Raw genomic sequence first — 13,115 nt, 5'->3', positions numbered from 1 at the left:
CGAGGGGAGCGGCATGGACGCCACGGCAGCAGGACACGGCGGAGAGCGCCCGCAGCTCGGGCACTTCCGCGCCGCCGACAGGGTCATCGCGCATCTGAGCGACACGCACCTGCTGGCCGACGGCGCTCCGCTCTACGGGAAGGTCGACACGGCCGCCCGCCTCGCGCAGGCGGTCGGCCGGCTGGCCGAGCGCGGCGGACGCCTGGACGCGATCGTCGTCACCGGGGACGTCGCGGACCGTGGCGAGGAGGACGCCTACCTGCTCGTGCGCGAGCAGCTCGACCCGGTCGGCGAGCGGTTCGGCTGCCCGATCGTCTGGGTGATGGGCAACCACGACGAGCGCGGAGCGTTCCGGCGGGTGCTGCTCGGGCAGGACCCGGCGGGCGCGGGACCCGTGGACCAGGTCGTCGACCTCGGCGGGCTCCGGCTCATCGCGCTCGACAGCGCGGTGCCCGGCTTCCACCACGGCGACCTCACCGACGCCCAGCTGGCCTGGCTGAAGGACGAGCTCGCCGCACCGGCCCCGCTGGGGACGATCCTCGCCCTGCACCACCCTCCGCTGCCCACGCCGCTCGGCGCGATGACCGTGCTCGAGCTGCGGGGGATCGACCGCCTCGAGGAGGTGGTGCGCGGAACCGACGTCCGCGCGATCCTCGGCGGCCACCTGCACTACCCCACGGCTGCGACCTTCGCGGGCGTGCCCGTGCTCGTCGCCGGCGCCACCAGCTACACGATGGACCTCGGAGCGCCCGAGCGGGAGCTCGCCGGCGTCGACGGAGCGCAGAGCCTCTCGCTCGTCCACGTCCACCCGGAGACGGTGGCCGCCTCGTTCGTGCCGACGGCACCGGCCCCGATCGCGACGCGGTTCGGCACCGACCTGATCGAGCGGCTCGAGAGGCTCGACGAGCAGGGGCGCATCGACCTCTGGTCGCGGATTCCGGACGGATCATGACCGGCGAGACGCTCGCCGACTCGGTCGAGCACTTCCTCCGGTACGTCCTCGATGAGCGGTCCCTCTCGCCCGCCACCGCGAAGGGCTACCGCTCCGACCTGGCGCGCCTGATCGCCCACACGGAGGAGAAGGGGCGGCTCCTCACCGCCGAGCTCGACCTCGAGCTGCTGCGCGACTGGCTCTGGCGAGAGTCGGAGTCGGGGATCGCCCGCGCGACCCTCGCCCGGCGCACCGCGGCCGTCCGCTCCTTCTCCTCCTGGGCGCATCGGACCGAGCGGCTCCCCGTCGACGTCGCCGCACGCCTCAAGACGCCCAAGTCGGGACGGACACTGCCGCGGGTCCTCACGCTCCCGCAGGCGGAACAGGTGCTCGACACGGTCGCGGCGCGAGGCGCGACCGATGACCCGGTGGCGCTGCGGGACCTCGCGATCGTCGAGCTGCTCTATGCCTCCGGCATCCGCGTCTCCGAGCTGGTCGCCGTCGACCTGGGCGACGTCGATCTCGGCCGGCTCACCGTGCTCGTCACCGGCAAGGGCGCCAAGCAGCGGGTCGTCCCGTTCGGCGTCCCCGCGAAGGAGGCGCTCGTCGACTACCTGGAGCGCGCCCGACCCTCTCTCGCCACCGGCGACGGGAGCGGGGCCCTGCTGCTGGGACGGCGGGGCGCGCGCCTCACCCCGCGCACGGTCTACGGCGTGGTGGCGAGGCTCCTCGACGGCGGGCAGGGCTCCGGACCGTCCGGTCCGCACACCCTCCGCCACACCGCGGCGACCCATCTGCTCGACGGCGGAGCCGACCTCCGCGCCGTCCAGGAGCTGCTCGGCCACGCGAGCCTGGGCACCACGCAGATCTACACCCACGTCTCGACCGAGCGGATCCGCGACGCCTACCGCCTCGCCCACCCCCGCGCCTGACCGGACGCGCGAGTCGCTGGACGCACCCTTCCGCGCCACTCGCTGAACACCCTGCGCCATGTCGTCCATCGGCAGGAGCACCGCCCGGGGGATCCCGCCGAAGAACCGCATCGGCGAGACGTAGTCGCCACCCTCGCGGACGCCGAGGTGCACGCACCTCCCGTCGCAGTGGCCGCCCGCACCCACTGCTCCGACGGGCTGGCCCGCGGTGAGGACCTGCCCGGCCGTCACCGATCCGTCGACCGGCTCGACCGTCGAGACCAGACCGTCCGCGTGCACGATGCTCACCACGGACCGGTCGACCACCCTGCCCGAGAACGACACGGTACCCGCAGCGACGGCGACCACGGGCTGCCCGGCCGCTGCGGCGAGGTCGATCCCGCGGTGCCCGGGGGCGTAGCGGTGCGCTGGCGCGCCCCACGGCTCCACGACGGAGAAGCCCGCGACGGGGGAGGTCCACCGCGGGTCGGACCGGCCGGGGGACGAGGTGCCGGAGGGCGAGGCGCCGAGAGGCGCCCCGACGAGCAGAGCGGCGAGGGCGAACACGCCCGGGCGCAGGAGTCGGGATCGGAGCATGCGGCCACCCTCCTGGAGCCGGTCCGGGACCGGTGGTCGGCCGAGCGGATCAGGGGAGGAGAGCGCGACGGGCCCGGCTGTGGAGGGAGGACATCGGCCGGGGGAGAGCGCAACCCGTCCCGGCGGTGCCGCGGCGAGGAGTAACGTGCCGGTGATCCGGCTCGGGAGCGGCACCCCGCCCCCACCGGCGGCGAGAATCGGAGACGACCATGACCAGCGGACGATCTGACACGACCAGCGGGAGAGCGGACATCCCGAACCCCTCGGCGGCGAAGCTGAAGAGGAAGGTGATCGGCCTCGCGATCGCGGCGGCGGTCGGCGGCTTCCTCTTCGGCTTCGACTCGTCGGTGGTGAACGGTGCCGTGGAGGCGGTGCAGGGCGAGTTCCAGCTCTCGGCCGCGCTGATCGGCTTCGCCGTCGCCTCCGCGCTGCTCGGCTGCGCACTCGGCGCGTACCTCGCGGGCCGCCTCGCCGACCGCTGGGGCCGCATCAAGGTCATGCTGCTCGGCGCCGGGCTCTTCTTCATCTCCTCCATCGGCGCCGGCGCAGCGTTCGCGGTCTGGGACCTCGTGCTCTGGCGCGTGGTCGGCGGCCTCGGCATCGGCATCGCCTCCGTGATCGCTCCGACCTACATCTCGGAGATCGCGCCCAAGGCCATCCGCGGAGCCCTCGCGTCGCTGCAGCAGCTGGCGATCACGCTCGGCATCTTCGCCGCCCTGCTCTCGGACACCCTCATCGCGAACGGCGCGGACGGCGCCTCCGAGCCCTTCTGGTTCGGCGTCGCCGCGTGGCGCTGGATGTTCATCGCCTGTGCCGTGCCTGCGGTCATCTACGGCCTCCTGGCCCTGACCCTGCCGGAGTCGCCCCGCTACCTCGCGACCCGCGGCCGCTCCGAGGACGCCCGCGCGGTGCTCGCGACGGTCACGCCGCGCGACGAGGTCGACGAGGCGCTCGCGGACATCCAGAAGAAGATCGACGAGGACTCCGAGAACGCGAAGCGCTCCAGCCTCCGCGGCCCCGCCCTCGGCCTGCTCCCGGTGGTCTGGGTCGGCATCCTGCTGTCGGTGTTCCAGCAGTTCGTGGGCATCAACGTGATCTTCTACTACTCCACCTCTCTCTGGAGCGCGGTCGGATTCGACGAGTCCAACTCCTTCGCGATCTCGGTCTTCACCTCGGTCGTGAACGTCGTCGTCACCTTCGTGGCGATCTTCCTGGTCGACAAGGTCGGCCGGAAGCCGCTGCTGCTGGTCGGATCGGCCGGCATGGCCGTCTCGCTCGCACTGATGGCCATCGCCTTCAGCCAGTCGACGATCAGCGGAGAGGACGTCTCGCTGCCCGGCGCGTGGGGGCCGATCGCCCTCGTCTCGGCGAACGCGTTCGTCGTCTTCTTCGGTGCGACCTGGGGCCCGCTGGTGTGGGTCCTCCTCGGCGAGATCTTCCCGAACCGGATCCGAGCGGCCGCGCTCGGCCTGGCGGCCTCGGCCCAGTGGATCGCGAACTTCGCCATCACGGTGACCTTCCCGATCCTCTCGCAGGACGTGTCGCTCACCCTGGCCTACGGCCTCTACGCCGCCTTCGCGGCGATCTCGTTCGTGTTCGTCTTCATGTTCGTGCCCGAGACCAAGGGCCGCTCGCTGGAGGAGATGGACACCCTGCACATCCGCACCGTGATGAAGTCGGCGCGCAAGTAGCACCGGCCTCCCGCGCCCCGACGGCCGCCCTCCCGCAGCAGCGGGGGAGGCGGCCGTCCTGGTGCTAGACTCCACGGAGCACCTCGCTCGTCGGGGTGACTACGCGCGCCCATTCGGCCTCCGCTCCCCACGGTCCCTTTCCGCTCACGCGGCCGGGGCGGGAGTGCGCCGGGCGCCAGGGCGACGTGCCGACCGGCCGTCGCAGACAACCGAACGGGAGTTCGGCGCCGTCGTGCGCCCGGGCCCCGAGACAAGGAGAACGACTCATGGCAGTCGTCACCATGCGCCAGCTGCTCGACAGCGGCGTCCACTTCGGGCACCAGACCCGTCGCTGGAACCCGAAGATGAAGCGCTTCATCCTGACCGAGCGCTCGGGCAGCTACATCATCGACCTCCAGCAGTCGCTGGCCTACATCGACAAGACCTACGACTTCGTCAAGGAGACGGTCGCCCACGGCGGCACCATCCTCTTCGTCGGCACCAAGAAGCAGGCGCAGAACGCGATCTCGGAGCAGGCGACCCGCGTCGGCCAGCCCTACGTGAACCAGCGCTGGCTCGGCGGCCTCCTGACCAACTTCCAGACGGTCTCGAAGCGCCTCGCCCGCATGAAGGAGCTGGAGGAGCTCGACTTCGACGACACGTCGAAGAGCGGCTTCACCAAGAAGGAGCTCCTCATCAAGAAGCGCGAGCTCGACAAGCTGCACAAGTCGCTCGGCGGCATCCGCAACCTCTCGAAGACGCCGTCGGCCCTCTGGGTCGTCGACACCAAGAAGGAGCACCTCGCGATTGACGAGGCCAAGAAGCTGGGCATCCCGGTCATCGGCATCCTCGACACGAACTGCGACCCGGACGAGGTCCAGTACCCGATCCCGGGCAACGACGACGCGATCCGCTCGGTGAGCCTGCTCACCCGCATCGTCGCCGATGCCGCGGCCGAGGGCCTCATCCAGCGCCACCAGAAGCCCGAGGCCGAGGGCAACGTCTCCGCCGTCGAGCCGCTGGCCGAGTGGGAGCAGGAGCTGCTCTCCACCGGTGCGCCCGCCGCCGACGTGCAGGAGCCGAACGAGCAGGCCGGCGCGGAGACCGAGAAGGTCGCCGACGCCGAGGCCGAGACCGCCGACGAGGCCGTCGTCGAGGCCGAGACCCCCGCCGCGGAGGAGGCCCCCGAGGCCGACGCCGCCGCGACCTCGACCGACGAGACCGCCACCGCCTGACACCCCGTTCCGTGACGGGGGTCGGACGCCGCACCCGCGGTCGTCCGGCCCCCGCTCGGTCGGTGCACGTTCACCACGAGTAAGAACCGCCGTCACCTCGGCGTGCTGGGCTCCTCCCGTGAGCCCGCCGCGAGTGACGGCGCCACAGGGTTTCCGAACCAAGAGGAGTTCCGAGAACATGGCAAATTTCAGCCTCGCTGACGTCAAGACGCTGCGCGAGCAGCTCGGTACCGGCATGGTCGACACGAAGAACGCGCTGGTCGAGGCCGACGGCGACCTGGACAAGGCGGTAGAGATCCTCCGCCTCAAGGGCGCCAAGGGCAACGCGAAGCGCGCCGACCGCTCGACGAGCGAGGGCCTCGTCGCCGCCGCCGAGAAGGACGGCGTCGCCACGATGATCGAGCTCGCCTGCGAGACCGACTTCGTCGCCAAGGGCACGAAGTTCATCGCCCTCGCCGACGCCGTGCTCGCCGCGGTGGTCGCCGCCGGCTCCACCACGGTCGAGGAGGCCCTCGCGGCCCCCGCCGACGGCAAGACCGTCGCCGACCTCATCAACGACGAGGCCGCGATCCTCGGCGAGAAGGTGGAGCTGCGCCGCGTGGCCTCCGTCTCGGGCGAGCACTTCGCGATCTACCTCCACAAGACGAACAAGGACCTGCCCCCGCAGGTCGGCGTGGTCGTCGGCTACGCGGGTGAGGACGCCGAGACCGCGCGCTCCGTCGCCCAGCACATCTCGTTCGCGAACCCGTCCTACCTCTCGCGCGAGGACGTGCCGCAGTCCGAGGTCGACAACGAGCGCCGCATCGTCGAGGAGATCTCGCGCGGCGAGGGCAAGCCCGAGGCCGCCCTGCCGAAGATCATCGAGGGACGCGTGAACGCGTACTTCAAGCAGGTCGCCCTGCTCGACCAGGACTACGCGAAGGACAACAAGCTGTCCGTCAGCAAGGTCCTGAGCGACGCGGGCCTGACCGTGTCGGGCTTCGCCCGTTTCAAGGTCGGCGCCTAACAGCACTGCAGGAGGGAGTCCGGGTCGTTCAGTCGACCCGGGCTCCCTTCGCTCTGCCCGGGGCGGTCCCGGGCGTGGTCGCGGGGCCCGCTCCGCGCGGGATAGGTTTGTACGGGTCTACGGGAGGAAACGTCCATGACGGAGACGGATGCGATGACGACGGGCAAGCGCCGCAGGGTGCTTCTGAAGCTGTCGGGGGAGGCGTTCGGAGCCGGCACGCTCGGCGTGAACCCTGACGTGATCAGCGCCCTGGCGCGCGAGATCGCCGATGCCGCGACCGAGGTGGAGATCTCGGTGGTCGTCGGCGGCGGCAACTTCTTCCGCGGAGCCGAGCTCTCGCAGCGCGGCATGGACCGCGGCCGGGCCGACTACATGGGCATGCTGGGCACGGTGATGAACGCCCTCGCCCTCCAGGACTTCCTCGAGCAGGCGGGCGCCGAGACGCGCGTGCAGTCAGCGATCGCGATGACGCAGGTCGCGGAGCCCTACATCCCCCGCCGGGCGATCCGGCACATGGAGAAGGGCCGCGTCGTCATCTTCGGCGCCGGCGCCGGACTCCCGTACTTCTCGACCGACACGGTCGCCGCGCAACGCGCGCTCGAGACGCACGCCGACGTGGTCCTCGTCGCCAAGAACGGCGTGGACGGCGTGTACGACGCCGACCCGCGGACGAACCCCGACGCGAAGAAGCTCGACGCGCTGACCTACCAGGAGGCGCTCCAGCGGGGCCTCAAGGTGGTCGACTCCACCGCGTTCAGCCTCTGCATGGACAACGGCATGCCGATGCAGGTCTTCGGCATGGAGCCCTCGGGCAACGTCGCGAAGGCCATCCGCGGTGCCGAGCTCGGCACGCTCGTCTCGAACTAGACTGACCACTTCCCTCTCTTAAGGAGCTCCCTGTGATCTCGGATGTACTGGCCGACGCGAAGACCAAGATGCGCAAGGCCGTCGAGGTCGCCAAGGAGGACTTCTCCACGGTCCGCACCGGACGCGCGAACCCCGGCATGTTCCAGAAGGTGCTGGTGAGCTACTACGGCACCCCGACGCCGCTGTCGCAGCTCGCCTCGATGCAGAACCAGGAGGCCCGCACGCTCGTCCTGACGCCCTACGACAAGGGCTCGCTGCGCGACATCGAGCAGGCCATCCGGGACATGCCGAACCTCGGCGCGAACCCGACCAACGACGGCACGATCATCCGCGTGACCCTGCCGGAGCTCACCGCCGAGCGCCGCAAGGAATTCGTCAAGATCGTCCGCACCAAGGCCGAGGACGCCAAGATCGCGGTGCGCAACATCCGCCGCAAGGGCAAGGACGACCTCGACGCGCTGAAGGGCGACATCGGCGACGACGAGCTCGCCCGCGGCGAGAAGGAGCTCGAGGCGCTCACGAAGCAGCACGTCGACGCGATCGACGAGGCGCTCAAGCGCAAGGAATCCGAACTGCTCGAGGTGTAGCGGTGCCCGAGATCCCCGAAGGACCCGAGGGCGGCGAGAAGAGACCGTCTCCGCACGTCCCGGGTGCCCGGGGATCCCGGATGGTCACCCGCGACGCGCTGCGTGCGCGCGCCCAGCAGGGCCGGGCCGACGTCGAGCGCCAGCTCGAGGCGACCCGCGCCCAGCTCGAGGCGACGAACGACCGCCTGACCGCGCGCTCGGGCCGGAACCTCGTGTCGGCGACCGCGATCGGACTCCTCGGCGGCGGTGCGATGGTCGTCAGCCTCCTCCTGGTCAAGGAGCTCTTCATGGTGCTCGCGGGGGTGGTGGTGCTGCTCGCGGCGCTGGAGCTCTCGAACGCCCTGCGCCACGCCGGTCGCGACATCCCGCGCATCCCGACCGGGATCGTGGCGGTCGTCGCCGTGCCGGCCGCCTACTACGGCGGCCTCGGCGCCGCGTGGGCCACGGTCCTCGGCGGATCCGTCCTCGTCGGCCTCTGGCGGCTGGGGGAGCAGCTCTTCCGGCGCACCGCCTCCAGCCGGAGGGACCTCGCCCTCGACATCGGCCTCGGCGCGTTCGTCCAGGGCTACACGACCTTCCTCGGCGCCTTCGCGATCCGTCTCGTCGCCGAGCCCGGCGGCCAGCTCTGGGCGTTCGCGTTCCTGGTGCTCGTGATCGTCGTCGACACCGGCGCCTACGTGAGCGGACTCACCTGGGGCAAGCACCCGATGGCACCGCGGATCAGCCCGAAGAAGACCTGGGAGGGGTTCGCCGGTGCGGCCGTAGCGGGGATCGTCGTCGGCGTCCTGCTCGCCCTGCTGATGCTCGGCCAGCCCTGGTGGGTCGGTGCGGTGTTCGGGGCCGTGGTGCTGCTCACCGCGACGCTCGGCGACCTCGCCGAGTCGCTGATCAAGCGCGACATCGGCATCAAGGATATGAGCTCCTGGCTGCCCGGCCACGGGGGAGTCCTCGACCGGCTGGACTCGATCCTGCCGTCGGCCGCAGCGGCCTACGTGCTGTACTTCCTCTTCGCCCACTGAGCGCACGCCTCGCCGGGGCGTGCCGATTCCGCTCCCGGCGCGCGGCTTGGCATGATGTCGGGATGACCGCTCCCTTCCCCCGAGCCCGCGAGTCCCGTCCCGGCTACGACACGGCTGAGGTCGACTCCTTCCTCGCGTCGGCGCGCGAGGCCTACTCGCAGCTCTCCGGGGGACCGGCGGACCTCCGCGCCGCCGACCTGCGCCACACCGCGTTCACCCTGCGCAAGGGCGGCTACTCCGCGCCCCACGTCGATGCGGCGCTTGAGCGCCTCGAGGACGCCTTCGCCCTGCGGGAGCGCCAGTACGCGATCGCGGCCCGGGGCGAGGAGGCGTGGCTCGCGGACGCGCGGTCGACCGCCCAGGAGATCGTGAACCGGCTGGCCCGCGCTCCCCGCGAGCGGTTCACCCGGGCCGGCGCTCTCACGACGGGCTACAACATCCGCCAGGTCGACGCCTTCGCCGACCGGATCTCCGGGTACTTCCGCGACGGATCGGTGCTGACCGTGGACGACGTGCGGACCGTCTCCTTCGCCCCGCAGCGCGGCGGGTACGCCGAGGCGCAGGTCGACCTGCTGCTCGACACGGTCGTCGATGTGATGCTGGCGGTCCGCTGACCGGAGCCGGATCTGCTGGCCGATCAGGTCATCGTCCGTTATGCTTTCGTAATCGTGGCTCAGCATCCTCAGACCTCCGTCGCCCACACGCCCGCGAACCGCACCAGCGGTCGCCCGGCGGTCCCGCACCAGACCCCGGTGCGGCGCTCCTGGGCTCGGATCCCGGTGACGGTGCTGGCCTTCACGGCGTCGATCGCGTTCGCCATGGTGAACGTCGTCGATCCGTCCAGCGGCGCGGTCGCCTCCCCCTACTACCAGGCCCCGGCGCGCTTCAACGGCGACTCCGCGCAGCGGCTCGTCGTCGCGGACGCCGTCGAGCGGACCGTCCAGCGCGACTCGTTCGGCGCCGAGGCGAAGCCGACGCCCACTCCGACCCCGACGCCCACTCCGTCCGAGACTCAGACCGCCTCCGCGACCGTCGACGAGGAGGAGTCGGGCTCCGCCGAGGCCGAGACCGCCGCTCCCGTCCAGCGCGCCGCCGCTCCGGATCCCGGATCCGCGAAGGCGATCGCGTACGACATGATCGTGCAGCGCGGCTGGGCCGACAGCGAGTACGACTGCCTCGTCCTCCTCTGGAACCGCGAGTCCGGCTGGAACGTCTACGCCGAGAACAAGTCCAGCGGTGCCTACGGTATCCCGCAGGCACTCCCCGGCAGCAAGATGGCGTCGGCCGGCTCCGACTGGGCGACCAACGCGAGCACCCAGATCACCTGGGGCCTCGGCTACATCTCCGGCCGCTACGGCTCGCCCTGCGGTGCCTGGGCCCACTCCGAGTCGGTCGGCTGGTACTGATCGTTCCCCTCCGCTCGGCGCCGCGTCCGGCGGGCTGAGGCTCTCGCTACCCTGGTGCCGTGGATTACGCGCTGCTCGGGGTCGTCGGGATCATCACGGTCGTCACCGTCGCGCGGTTCTCGAGCCGCCTCGGGATCGCCGCACCGCTGCTCCTGGTCGTCATCGGTATCGGCGCGTCCTACCTCCCCGGGGTCCCGGACATCGAGGTCGAGCCTGAGCTGATCCTCGCGGGCGTGCTGCCGCCGCTGCTGTACTCGGCCGCGATCCAGGTGCCCCTCACCGACTTCCGGCGGAACCTGCGCTCGATCTTCGGGCTCTCGGTGCTGCTGGTCGTCGTGACCGCCCTCGTGGTCGGCGGCTTCCTCTACCTCGTGTTCCCCGATCTGAGCCTGCCCGCAGCGATCGCTCTGGGCGCCGTCGTGAGCCCGACCGACGCGGTGGCCGCGACCTCGATCGGCAAGAAGCTCGGTCTCCCGCCCCGCCTGGTGACGGTGCTCGAGGGCGAGAGCCTCGTGAACGACGCGTCGGCGCTGGTGCTGCTGCGCGCCGCGACGGCTGCGGCGGCCGTGGTCGGCGCCTCCGTCACGACCGACGCGATCGACGTGGGCGAGGTGGGGGTCCTCTTCGTCTACTCCGTCCTGATGGCGATCGTCCTCGGACTGGTGATGGGCGTGCTCACCGTCTTCGTTCGCTCGAAGCTGCGGGACCCGGTGCTCGACACCGCCGTGTCCTTCGCCGTGCCGTTCCTGGCCTACATCCCGGCCGAGGAGCTGGGCGCGTCCGGGGTGCTCGCCGTCGTGGTCACCGGGATCTACACGGGGCACAACAGCGCGCGTTTCCTCTCGCCGCAGTCGCGGATCAGCGAGCGGGTGAACTGGCGGACGGCGCAGTTCCTGCTCGAGAACGGCGTCTTCCTGCTCATGGGCGCCGAGATCAAGGCGATCGTCTCCGGGGTCGTGGACCCGGGCGAGTTCGGAGTGGGCACCGCGGTGCTGCTGGGTCTGGCCACCGTGGTCATCCTGATCGTGCTGCGGGCCCTCTTCGTGTGGCCGCTGCTCCTGTGGCTGCGCAGCTCCGGTCGGCGGGCGGAGCGGATCAACCGGCGGCTGGCGGTGGGCCTCATGCGACTGCGCAACAGCGCCACCAGCGACGAGCGCTTCCGGCGGCGGCAGGTGAGAGCGGAGCGGCTCTACCTCCGGCGCGAGACCGATCTGGCCGCGACCACGAGCGAGGCGTTCGGCTGGCGCGGAGGAGTCGTCCTGTCCTGGTCCGGGATGCGCGGCGTGGTCACGCTCGCCGCGGCCCAGTCGCTGCCGGACGAGACTCCCTACCGCTCCCAGCTGATCCTGATCGCCTTCACCGTCGCCGTCGTGACGCTGCTCCTGCAGGGTGCGACGCTCCCCGCGCTGATCCGGCTCACCGGCATCCAGGGCACCGACGGAGAGGCCGACCGCCGCGAGCTCGCGACGCTGCTCGACGAGGTCGCGGCCACGGGCATCCAGGCCCTGCCCGAGGCGGTGGCGGAGCTGCCCGACGGCGAGGCGGGCGAGCGAGTGCTCGAGCGCGTGCGCCGCGACACTCTGACCCGCTCGCAGGTGGCGTGGGAGCAGGTCGGCCGTGCGGAGGACGCGCCGCTCGGCCCGCACGCGCAGTACCTGCGGCTGCGCCGAGCGGTCCTGCTCGCCGAGCGGGAGGCACTGCTGGACGCCCGGGGGCGCGGGGTCTACTCCTCGCGGACGCTGCGGCGGGCGCAGCTGATGCTCGACGCCGAGGAGACCCGGCTCGAGATGGACGACAGCTCCCACTGACGGAAGGGGCACGGCGGCGGCCTCCTAGACTGGGGGGATGCCGCGCAGCAACAGACCCCGGGGCGGCCGCCGTGACGACGACGACGAGCAGCGCGACCTGTCGCAGATGCTCGCCGGATTCCGGCGCACCGAGACCCACGCCGGCCGGGAGTGGAACGTCCAGCCCGTCTCCGCAGCGCGGGCCGTGAAGAACTACCTCTGCCCGGGCTGCGGGCTCACCATCGACATCGGCCAGCCGCACCTGGTCACCTGGCGGGCCGACGGCGCGCTCGGCGACGCGGCCGACCTGGCCGGCCGCCGTCACTGGCACACGCACTGCTGGAGAATCCGAGGAGCACGATGACCCACGAGATCCGCGGAGGCGTCGTCCTCCCCGCCCGCCGCGAGGACGTCGAGCTGCACACCGCCGACGGGCTGACCCTTGTCGGGGAGCTCGCGCTGCCCCTGGAGCACGAGCCGGTCGCGACCCTGGTCACCCTGCATCCGCTGCCCACCCACGGCGGCTTCATGGATTCGCACATCCTGCGGAAGGCCGCCGCCCGCCTGCCCGCGCTCGCCGATCTGGCGGTCCTCCGCTTCAACACCCGCGGCACTGCGTCGCCGCGCGGCACGAGCGAGGGCACGTTCGGACACGGCACCGAGGAGCGCGCCGACGTCGCCGCAGCCCTGGCGCTCGTCGCGGAGCGCGGACTGCCGCACCCCTGGCTGGTCGGCTGGTCCTTCGGCACCGAGCTCGCGCTGAAGTGGGGGAGGGAGCACCCCGTCGAGGGAGCGATCCTGCTCTCGCCGCCGCTGCACCGCACGAGCGCGGAGGAGGTCGCCGCCTGGGGCGAGGACGGCCGACCGCTCGTGGCGCTCGTCCCGGAGTTCGACGACTACCTGCGGCCGGAGGCGGCCGCCGAGCGCTTCGCGAGCGTGCCGCAGCTGGACCTCGTCGCCGTGGAGGGCGGGAAGCACCTCTGGGTCGGCGAGGCGCAGACCCGGCGCGTCCTCGACGAGATCGTGCGCGTGGTCGCGCCCGCCTCGTCCCCGCTGCCGACGGAGTGGGCGGGCGAGCTCGGCTGAGCCCGCCCGCCCA

Annotated in this window: 13 protein-coding genes and 1 pseudogene; 13 read left to right on the top strand and 1 reads right to left on the bottom strand. The window is 71.8% G+C overall.

Translation table 11 applies throughout. The annotated features are described in order from the left end of the window. Positions 1 to 13: 13 nt before the first annotated feature. Entirely contained in the window at positions 14 to 952 is a 939-nt protein-coding gene (locus tag C5C71_RS01760; RefSeq protein WP_104337014.1) for a phosphodiesterase, read from the top strand. Further along, positions 949 to 1,863 carry a tyrosine recombinase XerC gene (locus C5C71_RS01755; RefSeq protein WP_104288326.1) on the top strand — a complete coding sequence of 305 codons (915 nt, stop codon included), beginning with the start codon at positions 949 to 951 and terminating at the stop codon, positions 1,861 to 1,863. The genes C5C71_RS01760 and C5C71_RS01755 overlap by 4 nt, the downstream gene beginning before the upstream one ends. 123 nt (positions 1,864 to 1,986) lie before the next feature. Here C5C71_RS01755 and C5C71_RS18100 read toward each other — a convergent pair. After that, positions 1,987 to 2,439, bottom strand: a pseudogene (locus C5C71_RS18100) (murein hydrolase activator EnvC family protein); the annotation flags it as partial. A gap of 209 nt (positions 2,440 to 2,648) precedes the next feature. On the opposite strand from C5C71_RS18100, the gene C5C71_RS01745 reads away from it, so the two are divergent. From C5C71_RS01745 to C5C71_RS01695, 11 genes are all read left to right on the top strand, one after another. Continuing rightward, positions 2,649 to 4,130 carry a sugar porter family MFS transporter gene (locus C5C71_RS01745; protein ID WP_104223897.1) on the top strand — a complete coding sequence of 494 codons (1,482 nt, stop codon included), beginning with the start codon at positions 2,649 to 2,651 and terminating at the stop codon, positions 4,128 to 4,130. 266 nt (positions 4,131 to 4,396) lie between these two features. Beyond that, complete coding sequence (gene rpsB, locus C5C71_RS01740) at positions 4,397 to 5,344, top strand: 30S ribosomal protein S2 (RefSeq protein WP_104223896.1); 948 nt, start codon at positions 4,397 to 4,399, stop codon at positions 5,342 to 5,344. 178 nt (positions 5,345 to 5,522) lie between these two features. Beyond that, positions 5,523 to 6,350: a translation elongation factor Ts gene (gene tsf / locus C5C71_RS01735; protein ID WP_104223895.1), complete on the top strand. Its 828-nt coding sequence runs from the start codon at positions 5,523 to 5,525 to the stop codon at positions 6,348 to 6,350. A 153-nt stretch (positions 6,351 to 6,503) separates the two neighbouring features. Continuing rightward, positions 6,504 to 7,217 (top strand): UMP kinase, encoded by a 714-nt coding sequence (pyrH, locus tag C5C71_RS01730; RefSeq protein WP_374952923.1) that lies wholly within the window; start codon positions 6,504 to 6,506, stop codon positions 7,215 to 7,217. A 32-nt stretch (positions 7,218 to 7,249) separates the two neighbouring features. Then, a complete protein-coding gene (gene frr, locus C5C71_RS01725) occupies positions 7,250 to 7,804 on the top strand; it encodes a ribosome recycling factor (protein ID WP_104337013.1) in 555 nt (184 codons plus the stop codon). Positions 7,805 to 7,884: 80 nt separating this feature from the next. Further along, on the top strand, positions 7,885 to 8,823 hold the full coding sequence (locus C5C71_RS01720) for a phosphatidate cytidylyltransferase (protein ID WP_104232500.1): 939 nt from the start codon (positions 7,885 to 7,887) through the stop codon (positions 8,821 to 8,823). 62 nt (positions 8,824 to 8,885) lie between these two features. After that, positions 8,886 to 9,437, top strand: coding sequence for a DivIVA domain-containing protein (locus C5C71_RS01715; protein ID WP_104226865.1), 552 nt, complete (start codon positions 8,886 to 8,888; stop codon positions 9,435 to 9,437). 54 nt (positions 9,438 to 9,491) lie between these two features. Further along, a complete protein-coding gene (locus tag C5C71_RS01710) occupies positions 9,492 to 10,229 on the top strand; it encodes a lytic transglycosylase domain-containing protein (protein ID WP_258059467.1) in 738 nt (245 codons plus the stop codon). A 59-nt stretch (positions 10,230 to 10,288) separates the two neighbouring features. Further along, positions 10,289 to 12,037 (top strand): sodium:proton antiporter, encoded by a 1,749-nt coding sequence (locus tag C5C71_RS01705; protein ID WP_104226863.1) that lies wholly within the window; start codon positions 10,289 to 10,291, stop codon positions 12,035 to 12,037. 37 nt (positions 12,038 to 12,074) lie between these two features. After that, entirely contained in the window at positions 12,075 to 12,380 is a 306-nt protein-coding gene (locus C5C71_RS01700) for a hypothetical protein (protein ID WP_181065621.1), read from the top strand. Continuing rightward, a complete protein-coding gene (locus C5C71_RS01695) occupies positions 12,377 to 13,102 on the top strand; it encodes an alpha/beta hydrolase (RefSeq protein WP_104337012.1) in 726 nt (241 codons plus the stop codon). Before C5C71_RS01700 ends, C5C71_RS01695 begins: the two co-directional genes overlap by 4 nt. Positions 13,103 to 13,115: the final 13 nt, after the last annotated feature.

This window comes from Rathayibacter sp. AY1C1 (assembly GCF_002932105.1).
Lineage (GTDB): Bacteria > Actinomycetota > Actinomycetes > Actinomycetales > Microbacteriaceae > Rathayibacter.
This window is presented reverse-complemented; position numbering and strand designations above follow the sequence as displayed.

Excerpts from the sequence above, each read along its gene's own strand:
- C5C71_RS01755 (WP_104288326.1), top strand. The coding sequence starts at position 949 with ATGACCGGCGAGACGCTCGCCGACTCGGTCGAGCACTTCCTCCGGTAC.
- C5C71_RS01695 (WP_104337012.1), top strand. The coding sequence starts at position 12,377 with ATGACCCACGAGATCCGCGGAGGCGTCGTCCTCCCCGCCCGCCGCGAG.
- C5C71_RS01760 (WP_104337014.1), top strand. The coding sequence starts at position 14 with ATGGACGCCACGGCAGCAGGACACGGCGGAGAGCGCCCGCAGCTCGGG.
- C5C71_RS01720 (WP_104232500.1), top strand. The coding sequence starts at position 7,885 with ATGGTCACCCGCGACGCGCTGCGTGCGCGCGCCCAGCAGGGCCGGGCC.
- C5C71_RS01745 (WP_104223897.1), top strand. The coding sequence starts at position 2,649 with ATGACCAGCGGACGATCTGACACGACCAGCGGGAGAGCGGACATCCCG.
- tsf (WP_104223895.1), top strand. The coding sequence starts at position 5,523 with ATGGCAAATTTCAGCCTCGCTGACGTCAAGACGCTGCGCGAGCAGCTC.
- C5C71_RS01715 (WP_104226865.1), top strand. The coding sequence starts at position 8,886 with ATGACCGCTCCCTTCCCCCGAGCCCGCGAGTCCCGTCCCGGCTACGAC.
- rpsB (WP_104223896.1), top strand. The coding sequence starts at position 4,397 with ATGGCAGTCGTCACCATGCGCCAGCTGCTCGACAGCGGCGTCCACTTC.
- pyrH (WP_374952923.1), top strand. The coding sequence starts at position 6,504 with ATGACGACGGGCAAGCGCCGCAGGGTGCTTCTGAAGCTGTCGGGGGAG.
- C5C71_RS01700 (WP_181065621.1), top strand. The coding sequence starts at position 12,075 with ATGCCGCGCAGCAACAGACCCCGGGGCGGCCGCCGTGACGACGACGAC.